Source organism: Streptomyces sp. NPDC088554 (assembly GCF_044752945.1).
Taxonomy (GTDB): Bacteria; Actinomycetota; Actinomycetes; order Streptomycetales; family Streptomycetaceae; genus Streptomyces.
The window spans coordinates 47,600-63,530 of record NZ_JBIVMF010000012.1 but is presented as its reverse complement, the minus strand read 5'-3'; the positions used below and the strand labels follow the sequence as shown (position 1 = coordinate 63,530).

Below are 15,931 nucleotides of genomic sequence, written 5' to 3'. Positions count from 1 at the left end.
TCCGGGCCGGAGTTCCCCGGGCTCCTCGGCCCCGCCGACATCCGTGAGCTGGCCACGGCGCTGGGTGTACGCCCCACGAAGCAGCGCGGCCAGAACTTCGTCATCGACGCCAACACCGTCCGCCGGATCGTCCGCACCGCCGAGGTGCGCCCCGACGACGTCGTCGTGGAGATCGGCCCCGGGCTCGGCTCGCTGACGCTGGCGCTGCTGGAGGTGGCGGACCGGGTGACGGCCGTCGAGATCGACGACGTCCTCGCCGCCGCGCTCCCCGCGACGATCGCGGCCAGGATGCCCGAGCGCGCCGACCGCTTCGCGCTGGTGCACTCCGACGCGATGCGGGTACGGGAGCTGCCGGGCCCCGCGCCGACCGCGCTGGTCGCGAACCTCCCGTACAACGTCGCCGTGCCGGTGCTGCTCCACATGCTGGAGCACTTCCCGACCATCGAGCGGACCCTGATCATGGTCCAGGCCGAGGTCGCCGACCGGCTGGCCGCCGCGCCGGGCAGCAAGGTGTACGGGGTGCCCTCGGTGAAGGCCAACTGGTACGCGGACGTCAAGCGCGCCGGGGCCATCGGGCGCACCGTCTTCTGGCCCGCGCCGAACGTCGACTCCGGGCTCGTCTCGCTCGTCCGCAGGACGGAGCCGGTGAAGACGACGGCCGCCAGGGCCGAGGTCTTCGCGGTCGTCGACGCGGCCTTCGCGCAGCGCCGCAAGACCCTGCGCGCGGCTCTCGCGGGCTGGGCGGGCTCCGCCCCGGCGGCGGAGGCGGCGCTGGTCGCGGCCGGTGTGTCGCCGCAGGCGCGGGGGGAGTCGCTGACGGTGGAGGAGTTCGCGCGGATCGCCGAGGCGAAGGGGGCGGGGGCATGAGCGTGCCGACGGCCGAAGGGGAGCCGGCCGAAGGGGACGGGCACGTGAGCGCGCCCGGTGGCGCCGCGTCCGTGACCGTCCGGGTCCCGGCCAAGGTCAATGTCCAGCTCGCGGTGGGCGCGGCCCGCCCCGACGGCTTCCACGACCTGGCCAACGTCTTCCTGGCGGTCGGCCTCTACGACGAGATCACCGTGACCCCGGCCGACGCGCTCCGGATCACCTGCACAGGGCCGGACGCCGCACAGGTCCCCCTCGACGCGACGAACCTGGCGGCCCGCGCGGCCATCGCCCTGGCCGCACGCCACGGCATCGACCCGCGCGTCCATATCCACATCGCCAAGGACATCCCCGTCGCGGGCGGCATGGCGGGCGGCAGCGCGGACGGCGCGGGCGCGCTGCTGGCCTGCGACACCCTGTGGGGGCTGGGCTCCTCGCAGGACGAACTCCTCGACATCTGCGCCGAGTTGGGCAGTGACGTACCGTTCAGCCTGCTGGGCGGGGCCGCGCTCGGCACCGGCCGGGGCGAACACCTCACCCCGATCGACGTCGACGGCGGCTTCCACTGGGTCTTCGCGGTCGCGGACGGCGGCCTCTCCACCCCTACGGTCTTCCGCGAGTTCGACCGGCTCGCCGAAGGGACGGACATCCCGGCGCCCACCGCCGCCCCCGCCCTCCTGGCCGCCCTGCGCGCCGGCGACCCCACCGCCCTCGCGGCCACCCTCGCCAACGACCTCCAGCCCGCGGCCCTCGCCCTGCGCCCGTCCCTGGCCGACACCCTCGCCGCGGGCACCGCCGCGGGCGCGCTGGCCGCCCTGGTCTCCGGCTCGGGACCGACCACCGCGTTCCTGGTCAAGTCCGCCGCCGAAGCGGCCCTGGTGGCCAACTCTCTGCTGGGCTCGGGCACTTGCCGTACGGCCAGGGTCGCGGACTCCCCGGCGCGGGGAGCGACGGTGGTGGAGGGACCCTAGGGCGGAGCCCCCGGTAGCTGCGGATACGATCCCCCCTCGGGGGAGGTCGTTCCCGGGGCGCCGCTCCGGTGGCGGCCGGTGCACACCGGAGCAACCGCGCAGAGGAGCAACCCCATTGGGCACCCCGCTCGCGACGAACGACCCCGAGCGGGTCGGCGGATACTGGCTGGCCTCGCGCCTCGGAGCAGGCGGTCAGGGCGTGGTGTACGAGGCGTACGACGCGCGCGGTGACCGGGTCGCGCTGAAGGTGCTCCACCAGGGCTCCTCGGCGGACGTCCGGCAGCGGTTCGGCAAGGAGGCGGACGCGGCCCGTCTGGTCGCCTCCTTCTGCACCGCGCGCATCCTGGACGTGGGCCTGGACGAGGAAGTCCCGTACCTCGTCAGCGAGTACGTGGACGGGCCGTCCCTCGCCGAGGAGATACGGGCGAACGGGCCGCTCGACAAGGACGCGGTCCTGCGGCTGGCGACCGGCGCCGCCACCGCCCTGGCCGCCATCCACCAGGCCGGGGTGATCCACCGCGACCTCAAGCCCGGCAACATCCTGCTCGCCCCCGACCGCCCCCGCATCATCGACTTCGGCATCGCCCGCGCCCCCGAGATGTCGCTCACCGTGACCGGCGCGCTCATGGGCACCCTCGGCTACATGGCCCCCGAGGTCCTCCGCGGACAGCGCGCCACACCCGCCTCCGACATCTTCGCCTGGGCGGCCGTCGTGGTCTTCGCCGCGACCGGCGACGAACCCTTCCGGGGTTCGAACCTCGGCCAAGTCGCCTACCGTACGGCCACGGTGGACCCCGATCTGTCCGTACTACCCTTGTCCGTACGATCGTTGATCGCGGACGCCCTCGCCAAGGATCCCGAGCTGCGGCCCACCGCGTTCGAGCTGCTGGCCGGACTCATTGGGGAGGAGGGGGAGTTGGCGTCCGTGCCCGCCTGGCACACGGCGGACGCGGTGGACGTCGGGGTCGAGCCGCCGCGGACCGTCCCGCTGACCGCCCTGCTCGAATCGGGCGCCCGCCGGGCCGCCACCCCCGAGGAGCGCGCCGACGGCCTGGCCGCCACCATGGTCCTGCCCGCCCTCGGCGACCGGGCGGAGACCGCCTTCGTCGAGCTGCCGCCGACCGCCCGGCACGCGGCCAGGGACGTCCTGTTACGGCTGGTCGCCCCCGGCGAGGACCCCGACGGCGCCGAGGACTCCATCAGGACCGCGAGCTCCGACGAGCTGTACGCCGGACGGCCCGAAGAGGAGCGGAAGGCGATCGGCCGGGCGGTCGAGGGGCTCGCCGCCGCCGGGGTCCTGACCGTCGCGGACGACGGTTCCGTACGGCTGGTCAGCGCCGCCGTACTGCCTGCCTGGCAGCGGCTGCGGGAGTGGACGGGCGCCGACCGCGCGGGCCTCGTCATGCTGCGCAGGATCGGCGCGGCGGCCCGCTTCTGGGACGCCCACGGCGAACGCCGGGACGACCTGCCGCACGGCACCACCCTGCGCACCTGCCTGGACTGGCTGGCCGGGTCCGCCCCCTTCCCGCTGCGCCCCAATCCGCTGGAGACGCGCTTCCTGGAGACGGCCCGCGCCCAGGCCACCCGGGGCGCCAAGCGCCGTCGCAGGCTGATCGCCGGGGTCGCCGCGCTGACGGTGGCCGCGCTGGCGGCGGGCGGGGTCGCCTGGTCGCAGGGGGTCGAGGCCGGGCGGCGGGCGGACCAGGCGACCGCCAGGAGCGTCGCGCAGGCCGCGGGCAGCCTGCGCGGTACGGAACCGGACACCGCGATGCTGCTCGGCCTCGCCGCCTGGAACATCGCGCAGACCGCCGAGTCGCGGGCCGCGCTCGGCTCGGCGGCGACCCAGCGCGAGAGCGAGGCGATCGAGCTGCCCGACCAGAAGCTGGGCACCGACGCGGGCCGGATCCTCTCCTCGGACGGGCGCGCGGTCACCACGTACACACCCTCGGAGACCACGTTCCGGGACCTCGGAACGGGCCGGGGGAGCGTGCGGAAGCCCCTCACCCTGGCCCGCTCCCTCGCGCCGGGCGACGCCACCGAGCCGCTGATCAGCCCGGACGGCGCCACGGCCCTGGCCCCGGACGAGGACGGAGACGGGGATGGGGACGGGGATGGCGACGGTTCGTACCAGCGTGTCTCGACCCGGACCGGCAAGCGCGTCGGCAAGGTGATCGAGGACCTCGGCGAGTCCGTACCCGAGGCGATGGCGAACACCGGCCATCTGCTGCTGGCCGAACCGGACGACGCCGGGTGGCGCGTGGTCGACCCGTCCGGGACCACCCTCCTCACCGGCCTGCGGGGCGACACGGCCGGCCTCTCCCCGGACGGCCGCGCGGTCGCGATCTGCGGTGACGGTGACGGGAGCGGTGACGGCGACGGGACGGAGAAGCGCGTACGGGTACGGTCGCTCCGCTCCGACGGCGCGGGCTCACCGCCGCAGGCGCAGGCGCCCGTGTTCACCCCCGACCCGTTCCTCACCACCGAGGGCGCCGGCTGCCCCGGAACCCTCCAATTCTCCCCGGACGGGCGGACGTTGCTCATCGCCTCGCAGGGTGACGCGCCCACGCTCTGGGGCCTCGACGCGAAGGACGTCGTCGGCCGCCCCGACACCGCGTTCGACCGGGTGACCTTCAGCTCCGGGGGCGGCTACCTCGTCGGCACCTCCGAGGCGTCCGGGCTGGAGGTCTGGCCGCGCGACGCCGTATCGGGCGCCGCGCCGCTCGTACGGATCCACGGGAGCGGCCGGACGGACCGGAGCGGCACCGACATCGGCCAGGCCGCCCTGGACGAGGAGACCGGAACGCTCTCGTACATCTCCGGCAGCACCAACCAGGTCCAGCGCCTCGACCTCACCACCGTCCTCGAAGGAAAGCCCGCCACCGCCGGGGTGCGGGCCGTCGCCCTCTCGCCGGACGGCGGCACCGGCCTGCTCCGGATGAGCGACGGCGAGAACCCCGCCCAGCGCCTCATCGACCTGAGCACCGGCGCCAAGCGCGGCAGATCCGTCACCCAGCACACCGTGCCCGAGATCGGCGACCGCCTCGGCGCGCTCTCCGACCGGGGCCGTTTCCTCGCGTACAACGACCTGAAGGCGAAGGGGGACGAGGAGGGCGGGTTCACGGCGGACATCGTCGTGACGAACACCGGCACGGGCGCGGAGGCGGGCCGTATCCCGTACCCCGAGGACAGCCAGGTCAACGCCATCGCACTGTCCCCGGACGGCCGTTACCTGTCGCTCTCGTCCGACGCGCCCGGCCTCGCCTCGGGGGAGGGCGGCACACTCCAGGTCTGGGACGTGCGGGAGAACCGGAAGATCCACCAGTACGAGAAACTCGACGGGTACGGGCTGTTCAGCCCCGACAGCGGCCACCACCTCACCACCCGCGGCGATGTGCTCGACCTGACCACCGGCCTCACCCGCGCCTCGGCGCTGGGCCCCGGCGCCAACACCGACCTCGCCTTCTCCTCCGACGGCCGGACACTCGCCGTGCTCAAGGCGTCCGGCTGGGTCGAGCTGTGGGACGGGGAGGCGCGCGAGCGCTCGGCACGGATGCCGAGCAGTACGGCCCAGGGCGGCTCGCACTTCGGCGACGGCGCGCGGGGGCTGGCCTTCTCCCGGGACGGCAAGCTGCTCGCGACCGTCGTGGGCGACAGCTCCGTACAACTCTGGGACACACAGCAGAAGTTGGCCATGCCCGAGCCGATCGAACTGACGGGCCGTCATATCGACGGGATGTCTTTCGACGGCGACTCCCTGCGCACCCTCAGCGCCGACCGCGTACACACCCTCGACCTGACCCCGGGCCGGCTCACGGCCTCGGTGTGCACCCGGGTGGGCAGGGACATCACCCGCGAGGAGTGGAACACGTACATCCCGGATGTGAGCTACCGGAGCGTGTGCTGAGGCTGCGCGGCGTCTGCTGCGTGGCGTCTGCTCCGTGGTCGCCCCGTCTGTGGTCACCCTGTCCGTGGTCTCCCCTGTCTGTGCTCGCCCCTGTCTGTGCTCTCCCCTGTCTGTGGTCGCTCATGGGTTTGCCCGCCTCGATCGCGTTCGTCACCATCCTGCTGTCCGTTCATCAGATCGCGCGAACTCGGGATTGTCGGCTGGTCGGGCCGGATGGGCGTGGATACGGTCGGTCGCGTCGTCCGAGGGACGGCACCGGCACGGATGGCGCGCTCGGCGGTTCCCAGGGGAGTGGACATGAGTTCTGTAGGCCGTAAGACCGTCGCGGTGATGGCCGCGGCTCTGGCGTCGCTCGGCGCGGGGAGCGGTGCCACCGCGACGGCGGCCACCCCGGCGGCCGCGTCGTGCATCGGGGCGGAGTGCCCCGTATATCTGAAGCCGACCAGGCTCACGACCAGCCAGGCCAGCCTGAACGTCACCCAGATGCAGCTGGAGAACATCAACGCGATGGCGGTCGACGCGGTGACCGGAGAGCCCATCCGGGGCGCGAAGATCGTGTTCGCCACCATCGGCGGCCGGACCCTGGGCGCGGCCTACACCGACTACGACGGCATCGCCGCGATCACCGCCCCGGAGAACCTGGGCGTCGGCACCCTCCAGGAGCTGCTGGGCGGCTACGACGCCGCGATGATCGGCGACGGAATCCACGCCCCGGCCGGGGCCCACGGCGCGATCACCATCGGCATCGACCAGGGCCCGGGTGTCCCGGGCGCACCGTGCAGCATCTGCAGCGACCGGGGGCTCAAGCAGGACGTGGTCCCGGTCGACTGGAGCCGGTAGGGATGCGGCTCTTCCGCAGACGCCCCAGGCCGGACACCCCCAGCGCCGCGGACCGCATCGGCTCCGGTGCGGCCCCGGTGGGCGCGGTCAACGGCTACGAGATCCTGGAGACGGTAGCCGCGCTGCCCGTCAGCACTTGGCGCTACCTCTGGGAACCCGAAGACGTACGCCACCTCGGGCCGATGGCCCAGGACTGGCAGGCGGCCTTCGGCTTCAACCGGGACGACACCACCATCCCCGTCGTGGACGGCCTCGGTGTGGCCCTGGTGTGCGTCCAGGCGCTGAACCGCCGAGTCGAGGAACTCACGGCCGAAGTGGACCGCCTGCGAGCGGCCACGAACGGGAACACACCCATCCGGAAGGCAGGACACCGTGGCACGACCTGACACCGCGACGGAGCCGTCCGAGGCGACGGACCCACGGTCACCGGTGTGTACGGACGCGATCTGGCGGCAGCCGGTGACGGTCTGCCGCATCACCCAGTTCCTGGGCGGGCGAACCTCCGGAGCCCTGCTGGAACGCGCCATCGCCTCCACCGACGACACACTGAAGCCCTCCATGATCCGGGACCAGGAACTGGACCCCGACTTCCGCCGCTCCCGCTCGCGCCAGGACTTCGCCGCGCCCGAACTGCTGGCGGCCATCGACGAGGTGGCGGAGGCGGTCGAACACACTCTGGGCGTCTCCTGCCGTCACACCGAACCCAGCTACAGCCTCAACGTGCACAACGACGGCGACTTCTACCGTCCGCACCAGGACACCAGCACCGAGTTCGCCCCCCGGCGCCTGCTCACGTTCGTGTACTACCTGCACCGCACACCCAGGCCCTTCGACGGGGGCGCGCTGCGTGTGTTCGACGTAGCGCTGCCCCTGCACACCGACGCGACCGGAAAGTGGGAGGAGCGCACCTGGCGGGACTGGGAGCCCGAACACGACAGCATCGTGTTCTTCCGCCCCACCGCCTGGCACGAGGTACGCCCGGTCAACTGCCCCAGCAGACAACACGCGGACAGCCGCTTCGCCATCAACGGCTGGCTGTGCAGCCCCGACCCCGAGAAACCGCGCGCATGACCTGAGCACCCGGGCAGGCCGGACACCGATGAGGTGTCCGGCCTGCCCGCCGCGTCTACGAGGACAACCGGCCGAGGGCCGCGCCGGTCAGGAACGCCTGCCACGGGGCGGGGGCGAAGCGCAGGGCCGGGCGGACCCGGTCCTTGGTGTCGCGTACGGCACGCCCGCCGTTGGCGGTGGGGGCCACCTCGACGCAGTTGTTGTCATGGCCCGAGTAGGACGACGTCCGGTAGGGGCCTACGACCTCAGGGTTCACGAGTCTTCCTTGCTGCTTCGTAGTACACGCCGGATGAGCCGGGCGCTCGCGTCCGGTGACAGTGCTTCCGATCGTAGTCGGTCGAACACACTGGCGTAAGCGGTCAGATCGTCCATGCCTTCAAGGATCGAGGCCCCTCGCAGATTGTCGATCGCGACCGCCTCCACGGTGGGATGACTGTCGAAGGAGAACGAGGAGAACGGGTAAGTGATGCCTGCCTTGACACCGGCGGACACGGGGAGCACCTGAAGCGATACGTTGTTCCGCCTCCCCGCCTTGAGCAGGTGCTCCAACTGCTCGTGGTGTACGTCGTCCGGGACCAGCGGAAGCGTCACGATGGGTTCCCAGAGCACTGCCGAGTAGTGGGCGCCGCCCTCTTCGATCTTGGCCTGTCGCTCCTCTCGAACCTTGACGAACTGGGCCACGACATCGGGCGGTACGCGCTTCGGGGCGAGCACGGACGTCTGCTCTGCGTACGCAGCCGTTTGCAGAAGGCCAGGGACCAGTACCGTCTGCCACTCGCGGATGAAGGTGGCGTCGTCCTCCAGCGAGATGTGGTTGCGGTAACCCTCTGACAGTTCTGGGAAGTTGAGCCACCAGCCGCGATGAGTCGAGTTCTTCGCCAGCCACACCAGGTGACCGCGCTCGGCCTCGTCCGTGACGCCGTACCAGTCCAGCAGGAGCAGGACTTCCGCGGGCTTGGCCGTGGTGATCCCGTCCTCCATGCGGCTGATCTTGGATCTCGACCCGTAGATGAACTCCGCTGCCTGCGACTGGTCGAACCCCGCGCCGAGCCTGTGCCGCTGCATCTTGCGGCCGAAACGCCTGCTACGCACAGTCGGCTTACCACCTGCGGGCATCTGCTGCCTCCCTCTCTGTTCGCCGCCAAGTCTGCCTCGCGGGAGATCTCTTGGGGGACCGTCACACGATAGAGCTAACCGTGCACTTGTGCAGCGAGTGCGGGTTGCGGAAGTTGGTGAGCCCGATCTAGCCTCATGGGCACATCGTGAGCGTCTCGCTACACGGTGTAAAAATGACCTGCGTCAGCTTGGGGGTACCGCCATGTCCGTAACCCTTTCTGCGGAGCCGCTCCGTGAGACCTTCCGTATTCCGAAGCACAGAAGGCATGTGCCGGCGGTGCGGGCGCGGGTCAGGGAGACGCTGGAGAGGTGGGGGCTCGAACATCTGGTCCCGGACGTGGAGTTGGTGGCTTCCGAACTCGTCACCAACGCCGTTGTGCACTGCCGGGTGGTTCTTGCGGAGATCGAGATCGGTGTCCGCGTCGACGACGGCGACCTGGTGCTGGAGGTCTCCGACCCGGACCGCGACCGGCATCCGCGCCCGGGGAGGGGTGTCCCGACGACGGGGAGGGCGGGCGTGGGCTGTGGTTGGTCGCGGCGGTGGCCGATGGCTGGGGATGCCGGGGGCTGGAGTACGGGAAGTGCGTGTGGGCGCGGTTCCCGGTGGGACGGTGAGGGCGCGTGGCGTACCCGGGCGGGCTGATCATCGGGATGGTTGTGTACGACAGCGCGTACGACAGGCCGGGCCGGGTCACAGGGTTTGCGGGTTCCCTGGTCTTCCTGGAGCGCCCCACCGGGCTTGCCTGGGTGTCCCGTTGGACCTCCGTGCGGCCCGCGACCGATCGGGAGCGTCAGCTCGCGGCCATCGCCAGGCTTCACCGGCAGAGCGCTGTGGCGCCGGGTGCCGGAGTATGTGGGAACTGCCACGGCAATCGGCTGCTCCGGGTTCCGTGGCGAGAGCGGGTCGTACTCGTCCCCTGCCGCTCCTGCCGCGCCACCGGCCGGAGCATGAGGAGTTGAAGTCCCTTAGAACAGGGGTGGGTTAGGGGGATCGACCGTATTGTTCGGGGCTGTTCCCCCTCGGCACACTGAAGGGCCCTGCCATCGCATGACCCGGACCCGTAGGGAGTGATCCGAGCCCATGCCCACGCCCATGGCCCCGTCCCCGTTCCAGTCCCCGTCGCCTCCGCTTCATCTGTCCGTGGCTCTCGACGGTGCGGGTTGGCATTCCGCCGCCTGGCGTGAACGAGGAGCCCGGCCGGGCGAGTTGTTCTCTGCGGGGTACTGGGCGGATCTGGTGGCCGAGGCCGAGCGGGGACTGCTGGACTTCGTCACCGTCGAGGATTCGCTGAGCCTCCAGTCCACCCACCCCGCCGCGCCGGACGATCGTACGGATCGGGTACGGGGGCGGCTGGACGCCATGCTGACCGCCTCCAGAGTGGCACCGCTGACCCGGCACGTGGGGCTGGTCCCGGTCGCGGTCGTCACCCACACCGAGCCGTTCCACCTCTCGCGGGCCGTCGCCACCCTCGACTTCGTGAGTGAGGGCCGGGCCGGGGTACAGGTCCGCATCTCCCACCGTACCGACGAGTTCGGGAACTTCGGCCGCCGTACGCCCCCCGGCCATGGCGAGGAGGCGATGGCGGAGCTGTACGGCGAGGCGGGCGACTATGTCGAGGTGCTGCGCCGCCTCTGGGACAGCTGGGAGGACGACGCGGAGATCCGTGACACCGCCACCGGCCGCTACATCGACCGCGACAAACTGCACTACATACGCTTCGAGAGCAGCCGGTTCAGTGTGCTCGGCCCCGCCATCACCCCGCGCCCGCCCCAGGGACAGCCCGTCGTCGCCGTGGCCGCCCACGACGCCCACGCGGCCCAACTCGTCGGCGCCTGCGCCGATATAGGCTTCGTCGCGCTGTCCGGCACCGACACAGGCGCTGACACCGACACCGACACCGACACAGGCGCAGGCGCCGGTGGCGTAGCGGCTTCCCTCGCGCGCATCCGTGCCGCGCAGGCCGCCGCGGGTCGCGCGGACGACACCGTGCACGTCTTCGGCGACCTGGTCGTCCTTCTCGACGACAGCCCCGCCGCAGCCGCCCGCCGCCGGGCGCGCCTCGACGAACAGGCGAACGGCGAAGCCGCAAGCGCTCTACCGGTGTTCGCCGGCACGCCGTCCCAACTCGCCGACCTGCTCCTCGACCGGCAGCGCGCCGGACTCACCGGTTTCCGCCTGCACCCCGCCACCCTGCCCCACGACCTGGAGCAGATCACCCGGCGGCTGGTGCCGGAACTCCAACGGCGCGGTGCGTTCCGTACCGCGTATCCGGCCGCGGGCACCCTGCGCGGTCTCCTCGGGCTGCCGCGCCCCGTCAACCGCTACGCCGAGCGCTGACCGGCGCCGGACCTTCCCCAGGCGCCCGAGCAGGAAGGAAACATTCCCCATGGCCAAGCCGACGAACGAGCCCGTCAAGCAGATTCACCTCGGTGTCCTCTTTCCCGCTGTCAACAGCACCACCGTGTGGAGTGACCCCGAGGCGGGCAGTCAGGTCGCCTTCAGCTCCTTCGCGCACATCGCCCGCACCGCCGAACGCGCCCGGTTCGACTTCCTGTTCCTCGGTGAGGATCTGCGACTGCGGGAAGCCGCAGGGGAGTTGTACGACCTCGATGTGTGCGGGCGGCCCGACAACTTCACCGTGCTGGCCGCGCTGGCCGCCGTCACCGACCGGCTCGGGCTGGTCGCCTCGGTCAACTCGACGTTCAACGAACCGTACGAGGTCGCCCGGCAGTTCGGGAGCCTGGACCATCTCTCCGCCGGGCGGGCGGGGTGGAACGTGGTCACTTCCTGGAGCGCCTTCACCGGCGAGAACTTCCGGCGCGGCGGCTATCTCGCCGAGGCCGACCGCTATCAACGGGCCAAGCAGTTCCTGGCCGCGGCCCGGGAACTGTTCGGCTCCTGGCCGGTCGGCGAACCGGTGGCCGACCAGGAGGCCGGCGCCTTCCTGGGCCTCCCGGCGCCCGGACGATTCGCCGTCCGGACCGAGCAGTTCGACATCAGCGGCCACTTCAATGTGCCCCGCAGCCCGCAGAACGGCCCGGTGATCTTCCAGGCCGGGGACTCGGAGGAGGGCCGGGAGTTCGCCGCCTCCACCGCCGAGGCGGTCTTCTGCCGACATGGCACCCTGGCGGCGGGCCAGGCGTTCTACGCCGACGTCAAGCGCCGCCTGGGCGCCTACGGCCGGGCCCCCGACGACCTGAAGATCCTGCCCGGGGCCGCCTTCGTGCTGGGCGACACCGACGCGGAGGCCCGCGAGCGCGCCGCCCACATCCGCCGTCAACAGGTCAGCGGCCCGACCGCGATCAAGCAGCTGGAACAGGTGTGGAACCGGGACCTGAGCGACTACGACCCCGACGGACCGCTCCCCGGCATCGACCCCCTGGTGGGCGAGAACACCAGGGCACAGGGCTGGGCCAGCATCCGCCGTAACGCACCCGACGCGCTCGCCATCGCCACGAAGTGGCGTGCCCTGGCCGAGGAGAAACGCCTGTCCATCCGGGAACTGGTCATCCAGGTCACCGCCCGCCAGTCGTTCGTCGGCACCCCGGCCCGGGTCGCGGACGAACTGGTCGAATTCGTCCGCACCGATGCCTGCGACGGCTTCGTCCTCTTCCCCCACCTCGTCCCCGGCGGCATCGACGACTTCGCCGACCAGGTCGTACCACTGCTCCAGGAACGCGGCGCGTTCCGCACGGAATACGAGGGCGAGACGCTGCGCGAGCACTTGAACCAGAGGTGACCGGTGTTACCTCAGGTCCAGCCAGAAGTTGGTGAGGGGGCTGTTCGGCATGGTGAGGGTGCGCCTGGTGACCTCTCCGTTGGAGCAGTCGCGCGAGGTGAAGGCGATGACGTTCATCGAGACGTTGTCCGACCAGTTGACGGCGGAGATCTGGTTGTTCGGACCGGTTCCCTGGCTTCCGGGAGCCTCGTTGGTGTGGGCGCGAAGGCCGGTGTCGAGCGTCGCCCAGTCGCCGTTGTTCCGATTGATGTACGTGTAGCAGACGGTGATCGGGCCGCGGATGGTGCCGCGATTGCCGCCCGCCCTCCAGTTGGAGATGCCCACTCCGGTCACATAGACGGACTGGACATTCGTCGAGGAGCGCAGAGCGAGCTGATGGAAGCCGTTGGCCGCCGATGCGGGGCTGGTGGAGGCGGCGAGCGCCACCACCGCCAGGCCGGCTGCGAGAGCGGAGCTCTTGGCGACTGCTGCCCTTGTCGCGGACTTCTTCTTCGGCATGGTGTTTCTTTCAGGTGGGAGCGCGGTGGGGGATCCCGTCGTCCGGCAGGCGGACGACGGGACGGATGTGACTCGGGGTGTGCCTGGACACCGGCACGAGGGTGCGAGCAGGGCACGAAGCCTTCGGAGGCTTTGCGTCCGTAAGTGTTACGAACAGTGTCCATATTTGTTTGATTTTTTCAGGACACTTTCATCGCGGTCAACCTTGAACACTCAATGTTTCCCCCGCCGCGGGTGATTCTGATCACTGAGCACACGATCACCACTGCTGCTGTTCGGCGCCGGGCGGGAGGAGACAGGGGGTGGAGACGATCAGTGTGAGGAGGTTGTCGCTCACATCACCGGCCGAGACGAACTGACGGTCCTTCGGGTGCTTGGCGTCCACCAGGTTGGCGGGGTCCTTGCTGGGATCCGACCGGTAACCGACGATCTCGAAGCCCTTCTCTTCGAGGGTATCCCTGATCGCGCGGATGGCATCCGCGTGCTGTGCCCTGGCCAGCTTGGCGCGCACGCTGTAACGGAGTGTGAACCGGCCGTCGTCAGTGATCTCGTTGTTCTTGCCGATACATTCGGTGAAATGTGCGGCAGGCAGTTCCGGATCGGTCTCGGGCTGAATCTCAGCCTTGGCGGTGCGGGCCATGGACTGGGCCCAGTGCCTGGCCCATTCCTCGGCTCTGGGCTTGCTCATGCGAGGCAGGGGATCATTGATTCCATCGTCGGACATTCCGCAGCCTCCCAGAAACAGGGCCAGAGCCAGGGCTGTGGTGCCCTGAAGTAGTAGGGACGGGAAAGCAAGTCGTTTCCGAGTCATCGGCCCGCGCTTTCTTTCACAGGGGCTTTGCCCGCGATGATGCGGCCCTGATTTTCGAGACTCTGGCTGTTGTCGTCCCAGTAGCCGCTGTGGCCGCTCGTATCCACGTACATCCGCTGAGCGCCGAACTCGGAATCTTTGGGGTCGGAGCCCAGCGTGAGGCCGGATGTGAAGTTGGAGATGGGATCGTCGGTGGCGGCACCCACCCACAGGTGGCGAGCGTCGGAATGGAGCTGGCTCGCATGGTCGACGGTCAGTCCCGGACTTCCCAGGACGACCATGTCGTCCGCGCCGAGACCGTTCCCTCCCGCGTCCGCGGCTCCCGCCACCGTGGAGCCGTAGCTGTGGGCGAGGACGGTCAGATGACCGCGTTCCCCTTCATGGGATGTGCGGAGGCCGTGGGTGAAATTACGGAGATCTTCAGCGCCGTCCATCGCTCGGCCCGTGCCCGTCACGCTGAAGTTGATCTCCGGAGCGTCGTAGCCCAGCCAGGCGACGACTGAAACGTCCTTGCCCGTTCCCGCAGCCCAGTCGGCAGCTGAGTCCTGCAATTTATTGATCCGGGCGATCTGCCCTCCGTAGTTCTCCAACTCGTTGTCCGTTCCCGGCACCTGCACCGCCGTGTGTTTGGCCGTGTCCGGGTTGCCCAGGGCGACGATCGCTCGGCCGTCTCCTCTGGTGCTCAGGCCGAGCAGGTACATCCGTTTCTGTTCGGGGCCGAGGGCTGACCTGTCCAGGCGGGCCTTGAGGTGGGTGAGGGAGCGGAAGTGGGTTCGCTCCTGGTGGCCGAGGCTGTTTTCCCGTAGCGCGTAGTCGTTCAGTCTCATGTCGAGGACCGACCGATTGGCCTGGTCCCGTACGGTTGTTGGGAGGCCGTCCGCCGCGCCGATCTGTTCGGGGAAGGCGGTCAGGTAGACGCGCTGGGTGTCCGGGGCCAGGGCTGCCCACCATTCCGCCGTGTGCTCCGGGTTTCCGTTGGCGGGGATGTCGTTCTCGGTGATCCCGGCGAAATCGGCGACGAGGGCCGCGTCCTTCCGGGCGTTGGCCTCGCCGTAGCGCTTGTCCAGGTCGAACGGGTCGATCTGGTGCAGGAGTTCGCCTGCTCGGTAGCTGGCGGTCGAGGCGTTGTGGAGGGCTGATTCGATACGGCTCCGGAAGCCGTCGAGGCCCGCGTTGGCCCGCTGCTGGAGCGTCTCGTACTCCGGGTCGTTGTGGTGCTCGGGGTCCACCACCTGTCGGTGTTCCACCCAGCCGTCGTCCCGGACCCGGTGTCCCGCCTCCTCGGCGTCGGCCACCGCGTCGCGCAACTCCCGTTGGGCGGACCGCATTCTGGTCTGGAGTGTGTCCAGTGTGCTGCTGATCAGCTGGGTGTCGAGCCGTCCTGTGCCGAGCTTGATGCTGGTGGCTTCCATCGCCTCGAAGCCGTAGTCGGCACTGATCCCGCTCCAGCCCGCTTTGCGCAGTGGCCCGGTGACTCTTGTGTCGCTCTCCGTCCGGGTCCTGCCCAGTGTCTCGGCCAGTTTTTTCCACGAGGAGACAGCCGCGTCCAGGTCCGAGAAGTCCTGGGTGAGGAGCCGTGTGAAGTTCTCCGGCATGGTTCCGGCCGTCACCAGCCCCGGAAGGAGTCGAGTACGTCCTGCTCCATGACATCGCGGCCGTTGGCCAGCATGCGCATACCGTGCGCGTGCCGGGAGAGGTTGTCGCGCAGGATGCCGAGCGCTGTTCCCCAGCCCTCGCCGGTCTGCTCCATCCTGGGCCCGGCCGGCCAGTGGCGAAAGGCCGCGGCAGCCGCCGTCAGATCGTCCAGTGCCGTGCGCAGCGTCGGCTGCAATGCCGTGACCAGGTCGTCCGCCGCCCCGGCCGAGGCTCTCAGATCATGTGCGGAGATGTTCAGGTCCGCTGCCATGGTTCTTCCCCTTGGTCCTGCGACACCGTTCTTCGGTGTTGCTTCGCAGGAGCTACAACGGTCCTTCCGGCGGAATGGCAACGACGTACGCAGGGCGGCAGGGCAGCGGAGTGGGGGGGGGCCGGGGGGCGGGGCCCCCCCCCCGGGGGGGGGGGGAGGGGGGGGGGGGGTGGGGGGGGGTCGGGGGGGCGGGGGGGGGGGGGGTGCGGA

At 70.5% G+C, this 15,931-nt stretch carries 15 protein-coding genes; 9 read left to right on the top strand and 6 right to left on the bottom strand.

Translation table 11 applies throughout. The features are described 5' to 3' along the window. Positions 1–39 precede the first annotated feature (39 nt). The 6 genes from rsmA (at position 40) to ACIP8W_RS15920 (ending at position 7,650) form a co-directional block, all read left to right on the top strand. A complete protein-coding gene (rsmA, locus tag ACIP8W_RS15945; RefSeq protein ID WP_401951337.1) occupies positions 40–867 on the top strand; it encodes a 16S rRNA (adenine(1518)-N(6)/adenine(1519)-N(6))-dimethyltransferase RsmA in 828 nt (275 codons plus the stop codon). Then, positions 864–1,835 carry a 4-(cytidine 5'-diphospho)-2-C-methyl-D-erythritol kinase gene (locus ACIP8W_RS15940; RefSeq protein WP_402203378.1) on the top strand — a complete coding sequence of 324 codons (972 nt, stop codon included), beginning with the start codon at positions 864–866 and terminating at the stop codon, positions 1,833–1,835. Before rsmA ends, ACIP8W_RS15940 begins: the two co-directional genes overlap by 4 nt. A gap of 115 nt (positions 1,836–1,950) precedes the next feature. Then, positions 1,951–5,739, top strand: coding sequence for a protein kinase (locus tag ACIP8W_RS15935; protein WP_402203376.1), 3,789 nt, complete (start codon positions 1,951–1,953; stop codon positions 5,737–5,739). 297 nt (positions 5,740–6,036) lie between these two features. Next, complete coding sequence (locus ACIP8W_RS15930; RefSeq protein WP_401951248.1) at positions 6,037–6,579, top strand: hypothetical protein; 543 nt, start codon at positions 6,037–6,039, stop codon at positions 6,577–6,579. Between the two features lie 2 nt (positions 6,580–6,581). After that, on the top strand, positions 6,582–6,965 hold the full coding sequence (locus tag ACIP8W_RS15925; protein WP_401951251.1) for a tail fiber domain-containing protein: 384 nt from the start codon (positions 6,582–6,584) through the stop codon (positions 6,963–6,965). Beyond that, entirely contained in the window at positions 6,952–7,650 is a 699-nt protein-coding gene (locus tag ACIP8W_RS15920) for a 2OG-Fe(II) oxygenase (RefSeq protein ID WP_401951253.1), read from the top strand. Before ACIP8W_RS15925 ends, ACIP8W_RS15920 begins: the two co-directional genes overlap by 14 nt. A gap of 55 nt (positions 7,651–7,705) precedes the next feature. On the opposite strand, the gene ACIP8W_RS15915 is transcribed toward ACIP8W_RS15920, so the two are convergent. After that, positions 7,706–7,906 (bottom strand): DUF397 domain-containing protein, encoded by a 201-nt coding sequence (locus ACIP8W_RS15915; protein WP_402203374.1) that lies wholly within the window; start codon positions 7,904–7,906, stop codon positions 7,706–7,708. Beyond that, the gene (locus ACIP8W_RS15910; protein ID WP_402203372.1) at positions 7,903–8,766 is read right to left on the bottom strand and encodes a helix-turn-helix domain-containing protein; all 864 of its coding nucleotides are present in this window, start codon (positions 8,764–8,766) and stop codon (positions 7,903–7,905) included. The genes ACIP8W_RS15915 and ACIP8W_RS15910 overlap by 4 nt, the downstream gene beginning before the upstream one ends. A gap of 202 nt (positions 8,767–8,968) precedes the next feature. Between ACIP8W_RS15910 and ACIP8W_RS15905 the strand changes: the two genes are divergently transcribed. The 3 genes from ACIP8W_RS15905 to ACIP8W_RS15895 all read left to right on the top strand — a co-directional run bounded on the left by ACIP8W_RS15905 (position 8,969) and on the right by ACIP8W_RS15895 (position 12,506). Beyond that, the gene (locus ACIP8W_RS15905) at positions 8,969–9,409 is read left to right on the top strand and encodes an ATP-binding protein (protein WP_402203370.1); all 441 of its coding nucleotides are present in this window, start codon (positions 8,969–8,971) and stop codon (positions 9,407–9,409) included. 450 nt (positions 9,410–9,859) lie between these two features. Next, positions 9,860–11,104 carry an LLM class flavin-dependent oxidoreductase gene (locus tag ACIP8W_RS15900; RefSeq protein WP_402203475.1) on the top strand — a complete coding sequence of 415 codons (1,245 nt, stop codon included), beginning with the start codon at positions 9,860–9,862 and terminating at the stop codon, positions 11,102–11,104. A gap of 49 nt (positions 11,105–11,153) precedes the next feature. Continuing rightward, a complete protein-coding gene (locus tag ACIP8W_RS15895; protein ID WP_401958818.1) occupies positions 11,154–12,506 on the top strand; it encodes an NtaA/DmoA family FMN-dependent monooxygenase in 1,353 nt (450 codons plus the stop codon). A 6-nt stretch (positions 12,507–12,512) separates the two neighbouring features. Here ACIP8W_RS15895 and ACIP8W_RS15890 read toward each other — a convergent pair whose 3' ends face one another. From ACIP8W_RS15890 to ACIP8W_RS15875, 4 genes are all read right to left on the bottom strand, one after another. Beyond that, a complete protein-coding gene (locus tag ACIP8W_RS15890) occupies positions 12,513–13,004 on the bottom strand; it encodes a hypothetical protein (RefSeq protein WP_401958816.1) in 492 nt (163 codons plus the stop codon). A gap of 259 nt (positions 13,005–13,263) precedes the next feature. Next, positions 13,264–13,692 carry a hypothetical protein gene (locus tag ACIP8W_RS15885; RefSeq protein ID WP_402203367.1) on the bottom strand — a complete coding sequence of 143 codons (429 nt, stop codon included), beginning with the start codon at positions 13,690–13,692 and terminating at the stop codon, positions 13,264–13,266. A 119-nt stretch (positions 13,693–13,811) separates the two neighbouring features. Further along, a complete protein-coding gene (locus ACIP8W_RS15880; protein WP_402203365.1) occupies positions 13,812–15,410 on the bottom strand; it encodes an alpha/beta hydrolase in 1,599 nt (532 codons plus the stop codon). An 11-nt stretch (positions 15,411–15,421) separates the two neighbouring features. Continuing rightward, the gene (locus ACIP8W_RS15875) at positions 15,422–15,721 is read right to left on the bottom strand and encodes a hypothetical protein (RefSeq protein ID WP_402203363.1); all 300 of its coding nucleotides are present in this window, start codon (positions 15,719–15,721) and stop codon (positions 15,422–15,424) included. Between the last annotated feature and the right edge of the window lie 210 nt (positions 15,722–15,931).